General features: G+C 68.7%; 15 protein-coding genes and 1 pseudogene. 4 read left to right on the top strand and 12 right to left on the bottom strand.

What is annotated here, in order from left to right:
- Positions 1–3: 3 nt before the first annotated feature.
- The 3 genes from BN3385_RS15815 to BN3385_RS15805 form a co-directional block, all read right to left on the bottom strand.
- The gene (locus BN3385_RS15815; RefSeq protein WP_059017947.1) at positions 4–1,413 is read right to left on the bottom strand and encodes a YlbE family protein; all 1,410 of its coding nucleotides are present in this window, start codon (positions 1,411–1,413) and stop codon (positions 4–6) included.
- Positions 1,410–2,972 (bottom strand): acyl-CoA synthetase FdrA, encoded by a 1,563-nt coding sequence (gene fdrA / locus BN3385_RS15810; RefSeq protein ID WP_059017945.1) that lies wholly within the window; start codon positions 2,970–2,972, stop codon positions 1,410–1,412. The genes BN3385_RS15815 and fdrA overlap by 4 nt, the downstream gene beginning before the upstream one ends.
- A 64-nt stretch (positions 2,973–3,036) precedes the next feature.
- Positions 3,037–3,696: a cysteine hydrolase family protein gene (locus BN3385_RS15805; RefSeq protein ID WP_059017943.1), complete on the bottom strand. Its 660-nt coding sequence runs from the start codon at positions 3,694–3,696 to the stop codon at positions 3,037–3,039.
- A gap of 167 nt (positions 3,697–3,863) precedes the next feature.
- On the opposite strand from BN3385_RS15805, the gene BN3385_RS15800 reads away from it, so the two are divergent.
- Complete coding sequence (locus BN3385_RS15800) at positions 3,864–5,978, top strand: acyltransferase family protein (protein ID WP_231748744.1); 2,115 nt, start codon at positions 3,864–3,866, stop codon at positions 5,976–5,978.
- Positions 5,979–6,047: 69 nt separating this feature from the next.
- Entirely contained in the window at positions 6,048–6,773 is a 726-nt protein-coding gene (locus tag BN3385_RS15795) for a hemerythrin domain-containing protein (protein ID WP_059017938.1), read from the top strand.
- On the opposite strand, the gene BN3385_RS15790 is transcribed toward BN3385_RS15795, so the two are convergent.
- Entirely contained in the window at positions 6,698–9,967 is a 3,270-nt protein-coding gene (locus BN3385_RS15790; RefSeq protein ID WP_231748743.1) for an ATP-binding protein, read from the bottom strand. The genes BN3385_RS15795 and BN3385_RS15790 overlap by 76 nt on opposite strands.
- A 115-nt stretch (positions 9,968–10,082) precedes the next feature.
- On the opposite strand from BN3385_RS15790, the gene BN3385_RS15785 reads away from it, so the two are divergent.
- Positions 10,083–10,829: an enoyl-CoA hydratase gene (locus BN3385_RS15785; RefSeq protein WP_059017935.1), complete on the top strand. Its 747-nt coding sequence runs from the start codon at positions 10,083–10,085 to the stop codon at positions 10,827–10,829.
- 1 nt (position 10,830) lies between these two features.
- Here BN3385_RS15785 and BN3385_RS15780 read toward each other — a convergent pair.
- Positions 10,831–12,088, bottom strand: a pseudogene (locus BN3385_RS15780) (HNH endonuclease).
- A gap of 116 nt (positions 12,089–12,204) precedes the next feature.
- On the opposite strand from BN3385_RS15780, the gene BN3385_RS15775 reads away from it, so the two are divergent.
- A complete protein-coding gene (locus tag BN3385_RS15775; RefSeq protein ID WP_059017933.1) occupies positions 12,205–14,235 on the top strand; it encodes an Ig-like domain-containing protein in 2,031 nt (676 codons plus the stop codon).
- Here BN3385_RS15775 and BN3385_RS15770 read toward each other — a convergent pair.
- From BN3385_RS15770 to BN3385_RS15740, 7 genes are all read right to left on the bottom strand, one after another.
- Complete coding sequence (locus BN3385_RS15770; protein WP_059017931.1) at positions 14,232–15,332, bottom strand: dihydrolipoamide acetyltransferase family protein; 1,101 nt, start codon at positions 15,330–15,332, stop codon at positions 14,232–14,234. The genes BN3385_RS15775 and BN3385_RS15770 overlap by 4 nt on opposite strands.
- Complete coding sequence (locus BN3385_RS15765) at positions 15,329–16,345, bottom strand: alpha-ketoacid dehydrogenase subunit beta (RefSeq protein WP_059017930.1); 1,017 nt, start codon at positions 16,343–16,345, stop codon at positions 15,329–15,331. Before BN3385_RS15765 ends, BN3385_RS15770 begins: the two co-directional genes overlap by 4 nt.
- A gap of 1 nt (position 16,346) precedes the next feature.
- Positions 16,347–17,399, bottom strand: coding sequence for a pyruvate dehydrogenase (acetyl-transferring) E1 component subunit alpha (gene pdhA / locus BN3385_RS15760; protein ID WP_082690497.1), 1,053 nt, complete (start codon positions 17,397–17,399; stop codon positions 16,347–16,349).
- 106 nt (positions 17,400–17,505) lie between these two features.
- Positions 17,506–18,324 (bottom strand): HpcH/HpaI aldolase/citrate lyase family protein, encoded by an 819-nt coding sequence (locus BN3385_RS15755; protein ID WP_059017926.1) that lies wholly within the window; start codon positions 18,322–18,324, stop codon positions 17,506–17,508.
- Positions 18,324–18,803, bottom strand: coding sequence for a MaoC family dehydratase (locus tag BN3385_RS15750; RefSeq protein ID WP_059017923.1), 480 nt, complete (start codon positions 18,801–18,803; stop codon positions 18,324–18,326). Before BN3385_RS15750 ends, BN3385_RS15755 begins: the two co-directional genes overlap by 1 nt.
- Complete coding sequence (locus tag BN3385_RS15745; protein ID WP_059017921.1) at positions 18,800–19,963, bottom strand: acyl-CoA dehydrogenase family protein; 1,164 nt, start codon at positions 19,961–19,963, stop codon at positions 18,800–18,802. Before BN3385_RS15745 ends, BN3385_RS15750 begins: the two co-directional genes overlap by 4 nt.
- Positions 19,956–21,938, bottom strand: coding sequence for an acetyl-CoA carboxylase biotin carboxylase subunit (locus BN3385_RS15740; RefSeq protein WP_059017919.1), 1,983 nt, complete (start codon positions 21,936–21,938; stop codon positions 19,956–19,958). The genes BN3385_RS15745 and BN3385_RS15740 overlap by 8 nt, the downstream gene beginning before the upstream one ends.

Here is a 21,938-nt window from a genome sequence, read left to right as displayed (position 1 = left end):
GGTTTACTCCAGTCCTGCCGCGAGCGCGGCCAGTGCGTCGTTGAAACATTCCATCGGCGCGGTGGTGATGCCCGCACCGATCTGGCCGACACCGGCCTGCCGGTGCGCGATGCCGGTGTTGATGATCGGCAACACACCGGAGTCCACCACCAACCGGGCGTCGATACCGGCGGGCGTGCCACCGAAGTTCAACGGCGGCAGGGTGAATGCCGGGTTGGCTCCCAGGGTGATCGTCAGCATCCGGCGGCTGTTGGCCGTCGCGTCGGCCGGTGTGCCGCCGACGAACTGGACGATCGCCGGGGAGGCGGCCATCGCGAACCCACCGAGGCCGTTGGTCTCGGTGATTGCCGAGTCGCCGAGGTCGGCGGCGGCGTCGTCGACGGTGTAACCCGGGAAGTACAGTCCGTCAACGGGATTGGCGGGCGCCTGGAACCACTGGTTACCGGTGCCGGACAGCTTGATGCCGAAGTTCACCCCGTTGCGGGCCATCACGGTCACCATGCTGCTGCCCGGCACGCCCGCGGCCGCGTCGGTCATCGACTTGCACGCCGCCATCGACACGTTGAGGAAGAAGTGGTCGTTGCCGGCGACGAACTCCAGTGCCCGGCGCACCGCATCCGACGGGAGGTCGGAGCCCAGCAGCGACAGCGTCAACCGCTTGAACAGCAGCGCCGAGGCCGCCGCATTGCGGTTGTGCAGCTCGTCGCCCATGTGCAGGGCTTGGGCCATCAGGGGTTTGAGGTCGGGATCGGCCAGGCCGCGCACCGCAACCTGCATGGTGGCGAAGAAGTCGCTGCCCAGCCAGCGCAGCCGGTCCAGGACCTCGGTGGAGTTGGCGCCGAACCGCAGCACCTTGCCCAGACCTTCGTTGAGGTTGCAGTAGGCCCGGTTTCCGGCGGCGGTGTTCTCCACCACCCAGACCGGCATCGACGGACTGATGATGCCGGCCATCGGCCCGACCGCACTGTGTTCGTGGCAGGGTTCCAGCGCCACCGCCCCGCTGGCGGCGAGCTTTTCGGCGGCCTCCAGATCATCGGCCCAGCCCTCGTAGAGGATGGCCCCGGCAATGGCGCCCTGCTGCGGGCCGCACATGTCCGGCCAGGCGATCGGCGGACCGGAGTGCAGGATGCGCCGCTCCTCGGGACCCAGACCCGGGATGGCCTCGGTCGCACGCACCAGGTCCACCAGGCGGGGCTGGGCCGCCAGATAGCGGTCGTAGGCGGTGCGGTTGGCCTCCTCGATACGCGGGTCCCCCACCAGGGTGGCCAGCGTCCAGCCCAGTGCCGCATCGGCTCCCGCCGGCGGCGCCCAGGTGATGTTGGTGACCTGACCGCCTGCCGCGGTGACGTTGTTGGCGAAGCCCTGCAGGCCGACGTTGACGACCTTGAGGTCTTCTTCGAAGAGCTTCTTCACTGCGTCACCCCTTCACGATCGGCGATCAGCGCCGCCGACCAGACGGCCGCCTCGGCATTACTCGAGGCGACCAGGACACCGGCCGCTTTCAGTCCGGCAACGGCTTTGGCGCGGTCCTGGGGGTCCAGATCGGTGCCGCACACGTAGCCGATGAAGGCGACGGTGCGTCCTTCGGCACGGGCCTTGGCCTTCGAAGTGCCGATGATGGAGATCAGTTCGGCAGTCGGGTCATCGGCGGATCCGTAGCCGAGCACCACGTCGAACAGCACGACGGCCGTCGTCGGGTCGGCCACCTCGTCGCGGATCCGGGCGTCCTTCTGGGACGGGTCGATCATCGGATGCGGTCTGCCCTGGGTGAATTCGTCATCACCCATGTCGACGATGGTGTTCTCCACACTGGTCCGGATGTCGGTCAGCGCGCTGTTGCCTTTGACCGGGGTGTTGGACCAGGCGGAGATACCGCGGGCGCGATGCACCAATTGCGCTTCATAGCAGAAGGTTCCGCCGGAGAAGATGCCGCGGACGTAACGCTGACTCGGCGCCATCGAGCGGGTCAGATCGTTCAGGACGCGGCGCATGTCGTTGGAGGTGGTGATCTCACCGGCGTGCGGTTGCTCGCCGCGCGCCAGTTCGACGGCCATATCGGCGGCCTGAGCCAGGTAGGCGGCGCCGTACACCCCGTTGCGGGTGATCGAGGCCGGGTCGGCGCCGAGGAAGATGACGACGACGGGTTTGTCGCTGGCTTCGGCGGCGGCCAGAACCTTCGCCGCCACATCCGGTGAGGGCGGTTTGGACACCAGCACGATCACCGACGTGCCGGGGTCGGTGTCCAGAGCGGCCAGGCCGTGCAGCATCGAGATACCGCCGATGGCGTCGGCCAGATCGTGCCCGCCGGTGCCCAGCGCCTGGGAAATGCCCGACCCATTTTGGTGCACGCGGACGGTGACCTCCTGGGTGCCGGTGCCCGACGCGCCGACCACCCCGATCGGCCCGCGCCGCACCACGTTGGCGAAGCCCAACGGGATGCCATTGACGATCGAGGTGCCGCAGTCCGGGCCCATCACCATCAGGTCCGCCTCGCGGGCGTACTGCTTGAGCGCGAGTTCGGCGTCCGGGCTGACGTTGTCACTGAACACCATGACGTCCAGGCCGAGCCGCAGGGCCTTCATGGCCTCGGCGGCGGCGTAGTCACCGGGTACCGAGATCAGGGCCAGGTTGAGCGCCGGGTCCTTGGCGACCGCCATCTGAATGCTGGTCACCGGTGCGGCGGCCGCCGTCTCGTCACCCCCACCGCCGGGCGCGGCCGATAACAGCGAGTCGGCCAGGGCCAGTGCCTCTTCGCAGGCTTCCTCAGTGCCCGAGACGGCGACGACGAGATCGTTGGGCCGCACCTCGAACGTCCCGAGACCGGCCTGGGCGAGGTTGTCGACGTTGGTCGCCGAGGCCATCACCACCGAGGCGGCCTCGATACCCGGGACCGACGTCACCTGTGCCGAGACCGTCATCAAGGACACCGAATCCTTGTAGAGGTTGGGGTAGAACCGCGAACTCGTGCTCATGCTGCTGCCTTCTGCTCGGAGAGGAGAAACCCGTTCGCCGACAACCCCGTTCGGCGCACTGAGACTAGGACACCGCGGTCAGGAACCGCTCGGAATCCGAGACCCAGCCGAAGATGCCGCCCTGGGCTTTGATCATCTCCAGCGCCACCCGCTGGAACTCCGGGAAGTAGGAGGCCACGCCGTCCGAGAGGACCACACACTCGTAGCCGCGGTCGTTGGCCTCCCGCACCGTGGTGTGCACGCACACCTCGGTGGTGACCCCGCAGACCACCAGCGTCTTGATCCCGCGGTCGGACAGGATCTGGCCGAAGTCGGTGGCGTGGAAGCTGCCCTTGCCGGGCTTGTCGATCACCGGCTCGCCGTCGATCGGGTACAGCTGGTGGATGATGTCGTGACCCTGCTCGCCGCGCACCAGGATCCGGCCCATCGGGCCGGGCTCGCCGATGAAGGTCTTGCCGCCGCGGTGCAGCTTGGCGGTGGGACAGTCCGACAGGTCCGGGCGATGCCCCTCGCGGGTGTGGACCACGAACATCCCGATCTCGCGAGCCCGGTTGAGCACTCGCTGGATCGGCTCGACGGCGGCGAGCAACAGTGAGGTGTCATTACCGAGGGCTTCACCGAAGCCACCGGGGAGGACGAAGTCCCGTTGCATGTCGATGATGACCAGCGCGGTGCTGTCCACATCGAAGTCCAGGGGGAAAGGTTCTGCATCGATCGTGGGCATCAAACGTCCCTTCTGACGGGCACCGGAGCTGGGCCGCTCAATTCAATCGCAACTATCAAATCTGCGCCTCCGTCAATATGGAGCCGCTTTGACAAATCCGTCACAACAAATTCGCCTGGGCGTGGCGGCACGGCGACCGGGCGGTCGGCGGCAACAATGGGCCCATCGTGTCCCCGGCCCCGACCCGACCGCGACGACGTCGGTCGCGCAGAGACTTTCGCCCCGACATCGAAGGGTTGCGGGCGCTGGCCGTGATCGCGGTGGTCGCCTTCCACGCCCAGCTGGGCCTGTCCGGCGGGTTTGTCGGCGTCGACGTGTTCTTCGTCATCTCCGGCTTCCTGATCACCCGGCTACTGATGGCGGAGGTGTCGGCGACCGGCGGGGTGCGCCTGTCGCGGTTCTATGCGGCACGGGCCCGGCGCCTGCTGCCGGCCGCGGGCACGGTGCTGGTGATCACCGCCGTCGGCGCCGCCGTCCTGCTGCCACCGCTGCAAGCACGCGCGGCGCTGGGTGATGCGGTGGCCAGCGCGTTGTACGTGGGCAACTACCGGTTCGCCCTGCACGGCACCGACTATCTGGCCGATTCGCTGCCCTCGCCGTTCCAGCACTACTGGTCACTGGGCGTCGAGGAGCAGTTCTATCTGTTGTGGCCGGTGCTGATCCTGGGCACCGCCTGGCTGGTTCACCGCCGACGGGCGCGGCTGTCGGTGTGGCAGTTCGGGGCGGCGCTGGCGGCGGTCGCCGCGGCGTCCCTGGCACTGGCGGTGCTGTGGACCCACTCTGCGCCGCCGTGGGCGTTCTTCGCGCTGCCGTCGCGGGCGTGGGAGTTGGCCATCGGCGGACTGGTCGCTCTGTCGGCACGGTTCTGGCGGCGGCTGGCACCCGGGTCGGCCGGGCTGGCCGGGTTCGGCGGGCTGGCCATGGTGATCACGGCGTGTGTCCAGTTCGACGAGCACACGCCCTATCCGGGAACCGCAGCCCTGCTTCCGGTGCTCGGCACCGCGCTGATCATCGCGGCCGGGTGCGCGACGCCGGGGCGCGGGGCGGGCCATCTGCTGTCGCTGCCCTGGATGCGGGCACTGGGCCGGTTGTCGTATTCCTGGTACCTGTGGCACTGGCCGGTGCTGGTTTTCGCGCCACTCCTGGTGGGCCATCAGCTCGGCGTGTTTGGGCGGCTGGTGGCCGTGTCGGCGTCATTCGCGCTGGCGGTGCTGACGTTGCGCTATGTCGAGCGGCCGGTGCGCTATTCGATCCCGCTGCGACACTCGCCGGGCCGCAGTCTGGTGCTGGGCAGCGCGGTGACCGCCGTGGCGGTCAGTGCGGCGTTGGTGCTGCCGATGTTCGTCCCGACTTCGGTGGGCCAGGGCCGGCCCGCCCCCGCGGCGATGGTCGAACCGAGCGGCGCAGTGATCACCGATCCGCTGACCGACGCGATGACGCGGATCGCCGCAGCGGTGACGGCATCGGCCGCCCGCCACGATGTGCCGTCCAACCTCACTCCCCCGCTGTCCGAGGCGTCCACCGACAAGCCGGCGGTATTCGTCAACGGTTGTGTGCGGTCCTGGCGCGAGACGGGCGTGCCCGAATGCGCTGCTGGCGACACCGGTAGCGCGACGACCGTGGCCCTGGTCGGCGACTCGCACGCCGCGATGTGGCAGCCCGGTATGGAACCCGTTGCCGAGCAACGGCATTGGCGGCTGGTGACGATGGCCAAGATCACCTGCCCGCTGCAGGACGTGGGCATCATCAGCCCTTACCTGGGTCGGGAGTACACCGAGTGCCAGACCTGGCGGGGCGAGGTTCTGCGGCGGTTGCGGGCCGAGCGGCCCAAACTGGTGGTGCTGGACATGTCGCGGCGGTACGGCGCGGACTTCGGCTTCACCGCCTACGACCGCGCCTGGCTGGCCAGTCTGAAAACCCTTGTTGCCCAACTGCGGTCGACGACGGGTGCCCGCGTGCTGGTGCTGGGCCCGGTGCCCGACCCGCACTCGGTGGTGCCGGTGTGTTTGTCCGGCCACCTGACCGACACCCGGGACTGCACACCCGCGCGACCAACAGCGTTGAACGCCGCGGGTAGCGCCGCTGAGGCCGAAGCCGTCCGGTCGGCGGGCGGGCACTACGCCGATCTGTCGGAGCTGTTCTGCACCGACGCCGTGTGTCCGGTGGTGATCGGCAACGACCTCGTGTTCCGCGACGACAATCACGTCACCGTGCCGTACGCGCGCACGCTCGGACCGGTGCTGGGGTTACTGGCTGACGGGGCCATCTCGCCGCGAAGCTGACACCGTCTGTGAGCTGGGCTTCAAGTCGGCTGCAAGTGCATCGCAAGCGCGGCCACACACAGTTGCCGCATGAAAACCATCGAACCTGTCAGCGTCATTGCCCGCCAGCCCGGCGAACCCGATCCCGATGTCCGCGGCCTCCAGTTGGCTCACCGCGCGATGCTCACCGACATCGGCCGCCTCGCCGACGCTGTGGCGGCCATCCGCGACGGACAGCCGTGCAGCCCCCGCCGGGCCCGAGCCCTCGCCCGGTACACCGAGCTGATGTGCGACTCCATCCATCACCACCACACCGTCGAAGACGTGGTGCTGTGGCCGGTGATCGATGCCAGCGCCGGTGACATCGTGGACCTCTCCGAGCTGACCGACGACCACGCCGCGCTGGATCCGCGGCTGGATGTGATCCGGCGGCGCGCCAACGCATTTCGCGTCACCGAAGGTGACCACCGCACTGCCACGTTGCTGGCGGCGGAGCTGTCGAACCTTCGCGCGCTGTTGACCGAGCACATCACCGAGGAGGAACGCGACATCTTCCCGGTGATCCGGAAGTACCTGTCGGTGGCCAGCTGGCAGGCCGTCGAGGAGACCGCACAGCGCACCGGGCGGCTGTCGTTCGACGTCCCGCGCATGATGGCGGTGATGAGCGATGACGAGCGCGCTGAGATGCTCGGCCGGCTGAGCCCGCTGATGCGGACGGTGATGCGTGTGGTTGCCCGCCGCTACCGCACGTTCGAGAGCACGGCCTTCGCCTCGGCCGACAGCCGGGAGCGCAGGACCGCGGCCTCAGCCCGGTAGCGGCGCGCCTGCTCGTCATGGCCGAGGAGTTCGGCAACGGCAGCCAGGGCATCATCGACCGGCCCGACCAGGAAGCTGCCGTTGTCGAGCCCGGCCATCCGGCCGGAGTACGGCTGTAGTTCCTGCGCGCACTGAGCCGCGGTGTCAGCGTCGCCGAGCCGGGCGGCGACGTGGGCTCGCAACGTCGTGACGGACAACCAGTAGTAGGACCGCTCGACCGGGCCGCGGGTGGCCCAGATCCGGTGGGCCTCTTCGGTCCGCCCGGCGTCGAGCAGTGCCAGCACCACGGCCTCGGCGATGGAGTTCGATACGTCGACATGCACAGCGAGCAGCTGATCGGCCAGGGGGGCGAGATCACCGCGCGCCAGGGCCGCGGTCAGTAGGCCGATGATGTAGATCACGCCGCCGTTGGCGGCACCCTGTTCGGCGAACGTGGCCGCCGCGGCCGCGTAACCCCGCTCGCCGCCGTCGATATCGCCCGCGAGCACGGTGAGCTCCGCAGCGAAGACCTCCAGTACGGTCAGCAACTGCGCGATCTGCCCGGTTCCGGCGCGTGCGACCGCCAGCCAGACATGCTGTTGTGCCGCAAACAGATCCGAGCGGGCCCCTGCGGTGAGGAAGGCCAGCCAGTGGGCGACAGCCTGGTAGTCGACCGCGGCCGCAGCATCGGCAGCCGCTAGGAATTCGTCGGTCAGCGCCTCTCGGTCGTGGGCGTGATCGGGACCCAGCGCGCCGTAGGTCGCGATGTTGAGCGCCATACAGAGCGTGCGGCCGTGGGCGGCGGGATCCTGCCGATTCAACTCGCGGGCCAGCGCCAAGGCCTCGTCGCTGGCCGCCAGAGCGCCTGGCTGGTCGGCACCCTCCAACTCGGTGAACAACAGGGCGAGCAGCCGAACCCGTTGCTCAGCAGTCGGATTCGCGGCCAGAACCCGGCCGATGGCGGCGACGATCTCGGTATCGGAATGGTCGCTCACCCGGGTGCGCCACACCAATGGCGCATCCCAGGAAGTCAGCAGGCGCAGGGCGTGCTCGGTCGAAGCCGCCGCCATGGGCAGCGCGCGGTTGAGCGCCTCGCGTGCAGCCACCACATCGCCGATGCGCGCCGAGGCGGAGACCAATCCGCAATAGGCCTCGACACTGCGGTCAGCTTCGTCGCGGCCGGATTCGGCCCAGTTGGCCAGCTGCAGCATCTGCACCGCGGCGCGCCACTGCCGAGCGGCCTCGACCGGTGCGCCCACCCGATCGGCATCACGGGCGGCGGCCATGGCGAAATCAGCTGCCTCGACAGCGGTGGCCGGGGTTGCGGCGGCGACGGCGTGATAAGCCAGTGCTGCCGGATCGGCGGTGTCCCGGTGACGCAGCAGTTGGTCGCGGGCATTCGCGTGCAGGCGCGACCGCCGCAGCAGCGAGGTGTCCTCGTAGAGGGTGTCGCGAACCAGGGCGTGGGCAAACCGGATTCGGCCCGCCGCGGGTTCGTCGAGCAAGCCGACCAGGACAGCGGGTTCCAGCGCATCGAGAAGATCGTCCGGGGGGCGGTCTGCCACCTCGGCCAGCAGATCGACGTCGACCTCACGGCCCAGGACGGCCGCCTGGCGGAGTGCGGTCACCGTGGAACCCGGCAGCCGAGCCAGCCGGCGCCGCAGCACATCACCGACGCCCGCGGGCACCGCTACCCGGGATGCGTCGCGTCCCTCGGCCGCCGTCAGACGCGCGAGCTCTCGGATGAACAGCGGGTTGCCGCCCGTCCGGTCGTGCAACGTCCGCAGTCCCTCACTGCTGAGATGGCGCAATCCGCAGTCCGCGGCCAGCGCCGCGGTGGCGTCATGGTCCAGGCCGCCGATCACGAGATGTGCGGCGGTCTGCGCCGCCAATGCCGCACGCGCAGAAGCCAGTTCGCTACCCGATTCCGACGGCCGGTAGGTGGCAAGTACCAGCAACGGACGATCCCGCAGTTCGTAGGTGACCAGGCGGAGCAGCTCGAGGGTCAACCCGTCGGTGCGGTGCAGGTCGTCCAGCACAACGGCGACCGGGCCGTCCGCTGCCGCCCGCCCCAGCAGATCGGCGACCGCACGGGCGGTCCAGAACGGGCTGCTGCCGGCCGAGTCGCCGGCATGGCCGTCGTGCAATAGGGACGCGAGCGCCTCGTGCCGGTGGGGGTCGTCGGGCAGGTAGGCCTTGTCGACCTGGCGCAGCGCCTCCGTCCAGGCCCACCCGGGTGGAGCGCCGTCCACCTCCGGGCATCGTCCGGTGACGACGGTCCAGCCCGCTGACCGCAACCGCGCGGCAGCGGCTTCGGCGATCGTGGTCTTGCCCCACCCCGCTTCACCGCCGATCCAGACCAACCGGCTCCCCACCCTGCGTGCCTCATCGCCGGCGTCGTCGATGGCCGCTATCTCACGTGAACGGCCATGAGGCACTTGAGGTTCGGCGACAGGTGCGGCCGTTGCCGGCGCCTGGACGGCCGGTGGGCTCGGCTGGTGACGGACATCCAGATGCGGCGCCTGGTCAAGAATGTCTCGCTCGAGGTCCCGGATGGCCCGGCCCGGTTCGAGCCCCAGCTCCTCGGCGAGATGGTTGCGGGCATGCCGCAGGACGTCCAGGGCGGCCGCCTGCCGACCGATTCGGTACAACGCGGTGGCGAGGGTGACCACGGCACCCTCTCGGGTGGGGTGCTCGCGAACGTGGGGTTCCAGGACTTCCACGACCACTGCGTTGTGGCCGAGTGCGAGGTGGTCCTGGGCCTGCAACTCGAGGGCGGCACTCCGCAATTCGGTCAGCCGGGCGATCTCGGGGGCCGCCCACTGGGCATCGGCGACCTCGAGGTAGGGATCGCCGTCCCAGCTGTCGAGCGCTGTCGTCAGGCGCGCAGAGCGGCCGGCGGGGTCGTCGTCGGTCTGCGCGTGGCGGACCTGCTCGTCGAATCGCCACGCGTCGACAGCGTCCGCAGGCAGTTGCAGCCGGTACCCCGGTGCTTCACTGACGATGACGGTGGCCGGAGTGCGTCGCTCTCGGCCGGGTTCGAGCACCCGGCGCAGATGGGAGACGTACGCCTGCAGGGCCGAGAGCGCTTTCGGCGGCGGCTCACCCTGCCAGAGATCGTCGATAAGACGGTCGACGGAGACCACCCGGCCCTGCGCCAGGACCAGCCGCGCCAGCAGGGAACGCTGCCGGGGTCCGCCGACTTCGACGGGCACCGTGTCGAGCCAAGCCCGAACAGGCCCTATCACCGATACGCGTACGCGATGTGCGCCCGGTGCCCCCATAGTGAGACGACCCTAACTGCTAGCCTCGGCTTCGTGGAGGTGCGCAATGCCTGACCTGGTGCTTTATGAGGTGCGCGACCGTGTCGCGCTGATCACCGTCAATGATCCGGACCGGCGAAACGCGGTCACCGACGCGATGTCTCAGCAGCTGAAGGAGGCCGTCGAAGCCGCCGAAGCCGAGGCACATGCCGTGGTGGTCACGGGTGCCGGTAAGGCGTTCTGCGCCGGCGCCGACCTGTCGGCACTCGGCGCGGCGGCGCGCGAGGGCCTCGAACGCATCTATGCCGGGTTCATGGCCGTCGGACGATGCACGCTGCCGACCATCGCCGCGGTGAACGGTGCGGCGGTGGGCGCGGGCCTCAATCTGGCGCTGGCCGCCGATGTCCGGATCGCCGGACCACACGCACTGTTCGATCCGCGGTTCCAGAAGCTCGGCATCCATCCCGGCGGCGGAGCGACCTGGATGCTGCAGCGGGCGGTCGGGCCGCAGGTGGCCCGCGCCGCGCTGCTGTTCGGGATGCGGTTCGACGCCGAGACCGCCGTCCGCCACGGACTGGCCCTCGAGGTCGCCGACGATCCGGTGGCGGCCGCGCTTGAGCTCGCCACGGGACCGGCAGCCGCACCGCGCGAGGTGGTCCTGGCGACCAAGGCCTCGATGCGCGCCACCGCGATCCCCGGCTTCCTGGACACCGCGCACCACGAGGCGGCCAAGGACATCGAGCTCGGGCCGCAGGCCACCTCGATCGAATCCCCGGAGTTCAAGGCCCGACTGGCGGCTGCTCAGCAGAGGTGACCTACGCGGCAGCCTCGACGTCAGCAGCCTCACCCGACGGTGTCCCCGGCGCCGAAGGTGCCATCGACCGGTGGCTGCTACCCGTAGGTGTGGTGAGTCGCGTTGAATGCCTTCCCTTTTCATCGATCCCGGCAGTGACGGTCCAGCCCGGGCTTTCCTTGATGTAGTTGCAGGCCTCGCAGAGCCCCTGCCCGTTGGCGGCGCTGGTGGCGCCGCCGGCGTGGTGCGGGGTGGCGTGGTCGAAGTGGCGGATCGGGGCGTCGCAATAGGGGGTGCGGCACCGTTGATCGCGCAGCGCGATGAACGTCGCCAGACCTTTCGGGAAGCGCCGGGTGCGGGCGTCCATGGCCACCAGCGCTCCGCTATCGGGTCGGGCATACAGCCGCCGCAACGCGGCCCGCGACCGCGCGTCACTGACCGCGTCGCGGATCATGTGCTGCGCCACCGCCGAAGGCACGGGGCCGTAGCCAGCGATCACCGCCGCGTCCTGGTGTACCCCGAGCAGTGCTTGATCGGAGATCACCACGTTGACCGCCACCGGCACCGGGACGTCGGCGGGACGCCCGGTCACGCGCTCTACCAACGCGTCGGCCATGACCTGCCCGCGGGAGCGGCCATCGAAGCAGGTGTCAGCCTGGTGCTTGAGCGACGCGTAAACCGCGACCCCTTGGGCGACCGGCAGCAGCGCAGTCAGATACGTCATGGTGTCCGGGGCGGGCCGGATCGTGGGTGACCCGCCGATCGGCGGGTGCTTTCGCGGCCCGCTCGACCACCGCCCGGGGGTCGAGCCGGTAGGCAACGGCCTTGGCGGCCGCCACCAGCGCGGCGTCACCGATGCCGTCGAGCCGGGATTGGTCGGCGCAGAGTTCCTCGTCCAGGCGCCGGCGATCCGCCACGTCCAGACAGGCCGATTCGCGCACCAGCAGGGTGGCCCGCCACTCGGAAAGCACCCCGGCCTCCAACGCCGCCAGAGTGTGGGGCATCTCGTGAACCAACGCTTTGGCCAGCCCGAGATGACGACCACCGCGGGCCGGGGAATCCCGGCGCGCCAACGCCACCTCGGCGCCCACACCCTTGCCGCGTCGGGCGGCCGGCACCCCGGCCGCCGCCTCCGCACAACGGCGACTGGTGTCCAATGCCACCGCCAACCGTGCCTGCCCCGCTGCCGCAGCGGCCTTCAGCCGCTCCAGCGCAGCAATGCGCTCCACCAGCACCGATTCCTCGGTACTGGGGTCGAACTCCATCAGTGATTCGAACATATGTGCGATACTAGGTCGTCCCTGTGACAATTTGGGCCGACGGAGCCAGGCCGTCCTTTACATTGCATCTTGTGACGCAGACCACACCTAGCCGATGTTCCTGCTACGTCGGACGTGTGGGGGCGCTTGCCGTCGCCCTCGGAATCGGGGTCGCCGTCGCGAACGGCACGGCCGTCGCCGCCGCCGACACCGGAGGCTCCACGGCGCACTCGGCGCGCCACTCCACCAAGGCGTCGGCCACCCAAACCACGTCGAAGCGCACCCAGGTGATGAAGGTGACGGCCCGGCCCCGCGCCACGGTGGCCAGCCCCCGCCGGCCGGTCGTCCCGCGGACCACGGCGAGCCTCACCGAGATGATCGGCTACGCCCGCCGGGAGGTCGAGCAGGCTCAGGTCACCACCCAACCCACGCCGAGCATCAGCAACACCTTCTTCGCCCAGACGCCGGTTCTGGCCTATAACGCCGCGCAGAACGTACAAGCGGCAGATGGCGTCATCACCGGAACCCTCAATGCCTCTCAGGCCAATGGCTACGCACTGACCTACACGGTCAGCGGCGCCCAGCGTGGCACCGTCGAGGTCCATGCCGACGGCACCTTCACCTACTCCCCCGACCCTGACTTCGTCACACTCGGCGGCACCGACACCTTCACCGTGGTGGCCGACGACCGGCCCGGCAATGCACCGCACTGGCACGGTTTGTCAACGCTTTTCGCGCCCGACGGCGGAGCGACCGCCACCCAGCAGGTCACCGTGTTGCAGAACCCGGGCAGCGCGCTACCGTCAAGCGTGCTCGCCACCGCAGACCAGCTCGCCGCTGAGCGGCTCGTGACGCAGATCGCGAACTCACCGATCATGCAGCTGGCCAAGGTGGTGCTCAAGGCGGGCTGGTGGCTGTTGGGTCAGAAGAACTTCGCCGCAGTGGGTGGGCCGGACGCGGCCAACCTGGCCCAGCTCGACCAGGCGGTGACGGAGTACGCGAATCAGGCGGCCATCGAGGTGCTGCTGCTGAATTCGAACAGCCCGCAGATCCTGCAGCAAGTCAATCCACCACATAGCTGGTATCTGCAGAGCTTCTCCGGGGCGCGGATCTGGTACGACAACCCGGACACGATCTACCGCTTCGTCGGGGTGAACACCGCCTCCAAGTACGTCATCACCGGACGGTTCGACGGGTCACTGCCCGCCGACACCAACTTCAGTGTCCTGACCGGTCTGAGCGGGACCACCGCCGACAACATCAACGGCAAGGATCTGGTACTCAACGCCGATGGTTCGTTCACTATCACCGTGGACTCCACCCCGACCGCTCCCGGCCAGACCAACCACCTGTACCTGCCGCCCGGCACGACTCTGATCACGACTCGAAACACGTTGGCGGACTGGAACAACGAGGAGCCGATGAGCCTGTCCATCCTGCGGGTCAGCGGACCGCCGGACAGCTTCTTCAGCCAGATCGGCGGGTTCGCCATTCCGGGCATCGGACCCCTGGTGTCGTCGAACCCCCTGTTGACGCAGCTGGTTTCGCTCATCCCGCCGCTGCCCGCACCGCGCCTCCTGCAGTCGGTGGAGGCCGCCACAATCATGCTGCTGCTGGGCATCAGCGGCGAGAACACCTACATGTCGCTGGCCACCACTGACCCGGTCACAGGCCAGCCCAAACAGGCCAACGTGTTCACTGACCCGTCCAGCCAAGCCTCTTTCCTGGCAACGCAAGTGCAGAGCACCGGGTACTTCCAACTCGCCGACGACGAGGCACTGGTTCTCACGATCGATCCGGGCAAGGCGCGGTACTTCAGCGTGCCCGTCACCAACGACTGGACCATCACCAACAACTACTGGGACGAGCAGACGAGCATGAACGTCAGCCAGGCCGTCGCCAACCCCGACGGGACCTACACGATCGTGGTCTCACCGACCGATCCGGGATTTGCCAACTGGGTGTCCACCCGTGGACTCAACCAGGGCACCATGGCGATTCGCTTCCAGGACTTCGACCCGAACAGCACCACCGACCCGACCGTCAGCTCTGTCGTCGTCCCCATCAGCCAACTGAATCTGCCTGCATACCCGTATGACCGGGCCGCCCAGATCGCCGCGCGCCAAATCGGCTACAGCAAGCGCTACTGGCCCTATCCGCAGGCCTAACAGTCCAACAGAGCGGTCTCCGGCGCCTCGATCAGGCCCCGCAGGTCGGTGAGGAACGCCGCGACCTGTGCGCCGTCGGCCACCCGGTGATCGAACGCGCACGTCAGTGACATCGTCGGCCGGGCCACCACCGCATCGTCGACCACGACGGCGCGTGGCCGCAACGAGCCCATGCCGAGGATGGCCGCCTCGGGATAGTTGATGACGGGCACCCCGTCATCAAGGCCGAGGGCGCCGAAGTTCGACACGGTGAAGGTCGAGTTGCCCAGTTCGCCGGGACTCAGCGCCCCCGCTCGGGCCTTGTCGACAAGCACGTCCACTGCAGTGGCGAGTTGGCGGGTGGTGAGGGTGTTCGCTGCCCCGATCACCGGAACGACGAGCCCGCGATCGGTGGCGACCGCGACACCGAGTCGCACGTCGGGATTCATCCGGATCTGCGGGGCACCTTGGCCTTCCACCCAGGTGGAGTTCAGCAGGGAATGTCGGCCCAGTGCGATCAGGAGCATCCGCAGCGTCAGCACGAACGGGGTGACGCCCAGCTGGTCGCGTAGCCGCAGCAGTGCCGTGCAGTCCACCTGCACGCTGGCGTGCGCATCGGGGATTCGGCTGCGCGACAGCGACATCTGAGTCGCCATCCGGGCCCGGACGCCCTGCACCGCGATCGTGTCGGTGCTCGCGGCGGCTTCGACATCGTCGCGGGTGACGATGCCGCCGGTGCCGGATCCCGGCGCCAGACTGTCGAGATCGACGGACAGCTCGGCCGCGAGCTTGCGCACCTTCGGCGCGGCCCGCGCCCGCCGGCTGCGGTCCAGACCGTTGTCGGTGCCGTAGCCGACGAGAACCGGTGTGCGCGGTTCCGGCGCACCGGTATCGATACGCACCAACAGCGTTCCCACTGCGAGGGTTTCGCCTTCAGCCCCGCCCAGCGCGACAATGCGGCCCGAGTAGGGACTCGGGATTTCGACCTCAGCCTTGTTGGTCTCCACCGTGCACAGGATCTGGTTGAGTTCGACGACATCGCCCACCGACACGGCCCAGGACGTGATCGTGGCGTCCAGCAGACCTTCACCGAGGTCGGGCACCAGGAAATCGCTCATGGCCGTCGCATCGCTTTCTCAACGCAGTCCAGCAGCCGGTCGACCCCGGGCAGCCAGACCTTCTCCAGCCGGGCCGGTGGGTACGGGGTGTCGAATCCGGTGGCCCGCAACACCGGGGATTCCAGGTCGTAGAAGAGTTCCTCGGAGATGCGCGCGGCGAGTTCGGCGCCGAACCCGAGCGTGCGTGGGCCTTCGTGCATAACCACCGCCCGGCCCGTCTTGGTCACCGAGGCGGCCACCGTGTCGAAGTCCAACGGGTTCAACGAGCGAAGGTCGATCACTTCGAGGTCGTACTCGGCGATATCGGCCGCCCCCAGCGCGGTGGCGACCAGCCCGCCGTAGGTGAGCACCGTGACGTCGTTGCCCGTGCGGCGCACCACCGCGCGACCGATCGGCGGTGCCGGTTCGATGAGGTCGACGGCCTCGCGCGCCCAGTAACGACGTTTGGGTTCCAGGTAGATGACCGGATCGCGGGAGGAGATGGCATGGCGCAGAAGCCAGTACGCGTCCGACGGGGTGGCCGGGACAACGACTTTCAGGCCGGCGGTGTGGGCCCAGTATGTCTCGGTGGACTCCGAGTGGTGTTCGACCGCGCCGATACCGCCGAAGGACGGGATGCGCACCGTCACCGGCATATCCACCTGGCCGCGGGTGCGGGTCCGGTACTTGGCCAGATGGCTGACGACCTGGTCGAAGGCCGGGTAGGAGAACCCGTCGAACTGGATCTCCGGAACGGGTACGAACCCGCGGATCGCCAGCCCGATGGACATCCCGATGATGGCGGACTCGGCGAGCGGGGTGTCGAAACAGCGCTGCGTGCCGAATGTTTCGGTCAACCCCTCAGTGATGCGGAAGACGCCGCCGAGCTGGGCCACGTCCTCGCCGAACACCAGCACCCGGTCGTCGGCGGCCATCGCGTCGTGTAGTGCGCGGTTGATCGCCTGTGCCATGGTCAGAGTGGTGACCTCCGGCAGACTGCTCATCAGGGCCGGTGGCTCGATGATCTGGGTCATCTCACACCTCCTTCGCGATCTCGGCCAGCAGTTGCTCACGCTGGGCGGCCAGTAGTGGTGTGGTCTCGGCGTAAACGACATCGAACAACTCACCCACATCGGGGTCGGGGGTATCGATCACCGCCGCCCGTAGCTCTGCGCGCAGCCGCTCCGAGCGGGCAGCCACCCGATGCTCCAGCCGGTCGTCGAGCAGGCCGAGGTTGTCCAGATAGGTGCGGAAGCGCGCAATCGGGTCGCGCTGGGCCCACAGCGCCACTTCCTCGGCGGGCCGGTAGCGCGCCGCGTCGTCGGAGGTGGTGTGCGGGCCCATCCGGTAGGTGATGGCCTCGATCAGCGTCGGGCCGCCGCCATTGCGCGCCCGGTCGGCGGCCTCGCTCATCACCCGGTAGCAGGCCAGGACGTCGTTGCCGTCCACGATGATTCCCGGCATCCCGTACCCGTGCGCCCGCTCGGCGATCGACGGCCCGGCGTACTGCCGGCTCGCCGGAACCGAAATGGCCCACTGGTTGTTCTGGACGAAGAAGATGCAGGGCGCGTTCTCGACCGCGGCGAGGTTGAGTGCCTCGTGGGTGTCGCCCTCGCTGGTCGCCCCGTCGCCGATGAAGGCAACCGTCACGCTGTTCTCGCCAAGACGCTGAGCGGCCATCGCCGCGCCGACCGCGTGCGGGGCGTGGGTGGCGATGGGGATCGAGATGGGGGCACAGCATTTCGCCGTGAAGTCGAGCCCGCCGTGCCAGGAGCCGCGCCAGACCGCGGCGACCTGGCCGGCCGCGATACCGCGCACCAGGAAGACGCCGAGTTCCCGGAATTGCGGGAACAGCCAATCGGTCTTGCGCAGGCATGCCGCCGCCCCGACCTGCGCCGCCTCCTGACCACGGCAGGAGGCGTAGAGCGCCAGTTCACCCTGGCGCTGCAGGTTGACGAATTCCCCGTCGAGGTCGCGGGTGATGACGAGGTGTTCGTAGAGCCACGACAAGGTTTCTGGCGGCAGCCGGTAGTCGGAGTCCGCCGTAGCGGTTCCGTCCGGTGCGATGAGTTGCACCAACCGACCCATGCCGCCTCCTTGTGGCCACGTGGACGGCATGTTCGGCCGTCACGACCTCAGGTCTGCTCAGTGCGGAGGCGGGTCAGAGCAAAATCCCATTGTGGCGGGGTGCCAGCTAACGGCCAGAGTCGGGCGAGAGCTGGACGATGCGCTCTGCTCGCCGCAGCACCGGGGCATCTACCATTATGCCCTCGTACTGGAACACGCCGCGCTCATCGCGCGCCGCCTCCAATACGTGTCGCGCCCAACGTACTTGCTCGGGGCTGGGTTGGTAGGCCTTCCTAATCTCGGCGATCTGACTAGGGTGGATCGCCACTTTGGCGTCGAATCCCACCGCGACGGCGTCGTCGGCCTCGGCGCGCAGCCCGTCGAGGTTCTTGATGTCGAGGAACACCGAGTCCAGCGCGAGCTTGCCGTAGGCCTTCGCCGCCAGCAGGCTCTGCGAGCGCACATGGCGGGCCACCTCACGGTAGGTGCCGTCGGGATAGCGGTTGCTGGTGCCACCGAGGACCGCGAACAGATCCTCGGCACCCCACATCACCGCATAGGCGTTGGGCACCCGGGCGGTGTCGGTGACGGCGAGCGCGCCGACCGGGGTCTCGACGAGCACCACCACGTCCAGCGGGGCCAGCGCACTGACCTGCTCGGCGGTCTCGGTCTTGGCCAGCATCACCGTGGTGTACGGCGTGCGAGCCAGGGCGTCCAGATCGCGGGCATGATCGGCGGTGGTCGACGGGTTGACTCGCACCACCGTGCGACCGGGATCCAGCGGGGCGGACAGCAACGCCTCGCGAGCGGCCTCACGGTCCTTGGCGGCTACACCATCCTCGAGGTCGAGGATGACGACATCGGCTGCAGCGGCGGCCTTTTCGAAGCGCTCAGGGCGGTCGGCGGGGCAGAACAGCCAGGCCGGCCCCGGTTGGTTCAGCGCCATCAGACCGGCCTCTTGCGGACCATCGTCTTGCGGCTCGCTGTCGCCACGATGTCGCCGTGCTGGTTGCGTCCGGTGTGCGCGAACGTCACGATCCCCTCACCGGGGCGGCTCTTGGACTCCCGCTTGTCGGTGATGACGGTCTCCGCGTACAGGGTGTCACCGTGGAACAGCGGCTTGGGGAAGGCGATCTCGCTGAAGCCGAGGTTACCGACAATGGTGCCCTGGGTCAGCTGCGCCACCGACAACCCGACCAAGGTCGACAGCGTGAACATCGAGTTCACCAGCCGCTGATGGAACGGCGGCAGCGCATCGGAGAACGCCGCATCCAGATGCAGCGCCTGGGTGTTCATGGTCAGCGTGGTGAACAGGACGTTGTCGGCCTCGGTGATGGTGCGCCCCGGACGGTGCAGGTAGCGCACCCCGAGTTCGAACTCCTCGAACCACAGACCGCGCTGTTCGACGATCTTCTCCTCGCTCATGCCACACCCAGTTCCCGCGCGATCAGCATGAGCTGCACTTCGGTTGTGCCTTCGCCGATTTCGAGGATCTTGCTGTCCCGGTAGTGCCGGGCGACCGTGTACTCGTTCATGAAGCCGTAGCCGCCGTGGATCTGGGTGGCGTCGCGGGCGTTGTCCATCGCGGCCTCGCTGGCGACGAGCTTGGCGATCGCCGCCTCCTTCTTGAAGGGCTTGCCCGCCAGCATCAGGGCGGCCGCGTCGTAGTAGGCGGTGCGGGCGGCATGTGCGCGCGCCTCCATCCGGGCGAGCTTGAATTCGATGGCCTGATAGCGGCCGATCGGCTGGCCGAAGGCGGCCCGCTCCTTGGCGTACTTGACGCTCTCGTCGACGCAGCCCTGCGCCGCGCCGGTGGACAGCGCGGCGATCGCGATGCGGCCCTCGTCGAGGATGCGCAGGAAGTTCGCATAGCCGCGGCCACGCTCACCGAGCAGGTTCTCCGCGGGGACCCGGACATCGTCGAAGGTCAGCGGGTGAGTGTCCGAAGCGTTCCAGCCGACCTTGTCGTAGGCCGGTTCGGCGGTGAAGCCCGGGGTGGGGACGGGCACCAGGATGGAGGAGATCTCACGCCTGTCGCCCACGGTGCCGGTGACCGCCGTGACGGTGACCAGCTTGGTGATGTCGGTGCCCGAGTTGGTGATGAACTGCTTGGTGCCGTTGATCACCCAGTGCCCGTCGTCGAGGCGCGCGGTGGTCTTGGTGGCGCCGGCGTCGGTGCCACCACCGGCTTCGGTGAGACCGAAGGCACCCAGCGCCTGACCGCTCGTCAGCAGCGGCAGCCATTCCTGCTTCTGCGCGCCGGTGCCGAACCGGTAGACCGGCATCGCGCCCAGCGACACCCCGGCCTCCAGGGTGATCGCCACGCTCTGGTCGACCTTGCCCAGTTCTTCCAGCGCCAGGCACAGCGCGAAGTAGTCGCCGCCCATGCCGCCGTACTCCTCGGGGAACGGCAGACCGAACAGACCCATATCGGCCATCCCGGCGACGATCTCGTACGGGAACGTGTGTTCGGCGTCGTGGGTGGCCGCCACCGGTGCGACCACGTTGCGGGCGAAGTCGCGGACGGTCTTGGCGAGTTGCTGATACTCGTCGGGAAGCGTTCCCGTGGACAGGAAGTCACTCATCGGATGTGGCTTTCTCTTGTGTGGTGGCTGTGATCCTGGCGAGCAGTTGACCCACCTTCACCTGGTCGCCGACGGCGACCAGAAGTTCGACGACGCCGTCGACCGGAGCGGTGAGCGAATGTTCCATCTTCATCGCTTCGACGACGACCACGACGGTGCCGGCGTTGACGGTGTCGCCGTGGGCGACGTTGACGGCGACGACGGATCCCGGCATGGGGCTGACCAATTCGGCGTCACCGCTGTGCTCGTCGTCGGCCCGCACCGGCGCCTCGCGCACCTCGTCGAGTGCCAAGGTGCGACCCTGACCGGCCAGCCAGATCTGGTGCCCGTCGGACGCGACGGTGTAGGTGGTCAGCAGACCGTCAACGGTGACCGACAGGGTCTCACCGTCTAGTTCGGCAGTGAGGGAATGTGTTTCACCGTCTTCGACCCGGGCGACGGCGGCCTCGGGGGTGCCGGTGATGTGGACGTGGTCGGTGCGTGCACCCGAGCGCAGCCGCACGCTGGTGGCCGCGGGGGCTCCGACCCGCCAGCCGGACGGGACGTCCCACAGGTCGGCCGTAGTGGCCGGCCAGCGCTGCAGCCAGCGATAGGCTGCGGCGGCGATGAACAGCGGGTCGTCGACAGGTTCGCCGGTGAAGACGGTGCGGTCGATCAGCCCGGTGTCCAACCGGCCCGCCGCGACGTCGTCGTCGGCGAGCAGGAACCGCAGGAACTCGATGTTGGTACCGACGCCCAGCACGGCGGTGCCGGACAGCGCCCGGTCGAGGGTGCGCAGCGCGGCCGCACGGTCGGCGCCGTGGGCGATCACCTTCGACAGCATCGGGTCGTAGTCGCTGCCGACGGTCATCCCCACCGACAGGCCCGAATCCACCCGCACATCAGTGGGTTCCCGCAGGCTCAGCACCGGGCCGCCGGTGGGCAGGAAGCCGGCGGCAGGGTCTTCGGCGTACACCCGGGCTTCGATGGCATGGCCGGTCATGGTGATGTCGTCCTGGCGGGCGGTGAGCTTCTCCCCCGCCGCGATCCGCACCTGCCACTCGACCAGATCCCAGCCGGTCACCAGTTCGGTGACCGGATGCTCGACCTGCAGACGGGTGTTCATCTCCATGAAGAAGAACTCATCCGGGCGGTCGGCGGAGACGATGAACTCGACGGTGCCCGCGCCGACGTAGTCGACGCTGCGGGCGGTGTCGCAGGCGGCGGCGCCGATGCGGGCGCGGGTGGCAGGATCCAGCAGCGGCGAGGGCGCTTCCTCGATGACCTTCTGGTGGCGACGCTGCAGGCTGCATTCCCGCTCGCCGAAATGCAGAACGGTGCCATAGGTGTCGGCGAGCACCTGGACCTCGATATGCCGGGGCCGCAACACGAACCGCTCGAGGAACAGGGTGTCGTCACCGAAGGCGGCACCCGACTCGCGGCGCGCGGCGGCCAGTGCAGCAGGCAGGTCGGCGGCGTCATCGACGCGGCGCATCCCCTTACCGCCACCTCCTGCCGACGGTTTGACCAGAATGGGGAAGCCGATGTCGCCGGCAGCCTCGATCAGGTCGGCGTCGGTCAGGCCGGGACGGGCGATACCGGGGACCACCGGAACCCCGAACGCCGAGACCGCCGCCTTCGCGGCGATCTTGTCGCCCATCGTCCGGATCGCCCCGGACGGCGGCCCGATGAACGTCAGGCCCGCCCGTTCCAGCGCAGCAGCGAAATCGGAGTTCTCCGAAAGGAACCCGTACCCGGGATGGACGGCCTGCGCCCCGGTGCGCAAAGCGGCCCCGACGACGGCGTCGATATCGAGATAGCTCTGCCGGGCCGGCGGCGGCCCGATCCGGACCGCGACGTCGGCTTCGGTGACATGCCGGGCCCCGGCATCGGCGTCGCTGTAGACCGCGACGGATTCGATGCCGATGGCCCGCAGGGTGCGGATGACCCGGACGGCGATCTCGCCCCGGTTGGCGACAAGGACTCGGTTGAACAT

The sequence above is a fragment of the Mycobacterium sp. M26 genome, assembly GCF_001494595.1.
GTDB lineage: Bacteria > Actinomycetota > Actinomycetes > Mycobacteriales > Mycobacteriaceae > Mycobacterium.
Note: the sequence above shows the minus strand (reverse complement) of the source record. Positions and strands in the feature narration are given on the sequence as shown.

Excerpts from the sequence above, each read along its gene's own strand:
- BN3385_RS15750 (WP_059017923.1), bottom strand. The coding sequence starts at position 18,803 with ATGAGCGAGGAGAAGATCGTCGAACAGCGCGGTCTGTGGTTCGAGGAG.
- fdrA (WP_059017945.1), bottom strand. The coding sequence starts at position 2,972 with ATGAGCACGAGTTCGCGGTTCTACCCCAACCTCTACAAGGATTCGGTG.
- BN3385_RS15755 (WP_059017926.1), bottom strand. The coding sequence starts at position 18,324 with ATGGCGCTGAACCAACCGGGGCCGGCCTGGCTGTTCTGCCCCGCCGAC.
- BN3385_RS15740 (WP_059017919.1), bottom strand. The coding sequence starts at position 21,938 with ATGTTCAACCGAGTCCTTGTCGCCAACCGGGGCGAGATCGCCGTCCGG.
- BN3385_RS15745 (WP_059017921.1), bottom strand. The coding sequence starts at position 19,963 with ATGAGTGACTTCCTGTCCACGGGAACGCTTCCCGACGAGTATCAGCAA.
- BN3385_RS15765 (WP_059017930.1), bottom strand. The coding sequence starts at position 16,345 with ATGACCCAGATCATCGAGCCACCGGCCCTGATGAGCAGTCTGCCGGAG.
- BN3385_RS15770 (WP_059017931.1), bottom strand. The coding sequence starts at position 15,332 with ATGAGCGATTTCCTGGTGCCCGACCTCGGTGAAGGTCTGCTGGACGCC.
- BN3385_RS15805 (WP_059017943.1), bottom strand. The coding sequence starts at position 3,696 with ATGCCCACGATCGATGCAGAACCTTTCCCCCTGGACTTCGATGTGGAC.
- pdhA (WP_082690497.1), bottom strand. The coding sequence starts at position 17,399 with ATGGGTCGGTTGGTGCAACTCATCGCACCGGACGGAACCGCTACGGCG.
- BN3385_RS15795 (WP_059017938.1), top strand. The coding sequence starts at position 6,048 with ATGAAAACCATCGAACCTGTCAGCGTCATTGCCCGCCAGCCCGGCGAA.
- BN3385_RS15785 (WP_059017935.1), top strand. The coding sequence starts at position 10,083 with ATGCCTGACCTGGTGCTTTATGAGGTGCGCGACCGTGTCGCGCTGATC.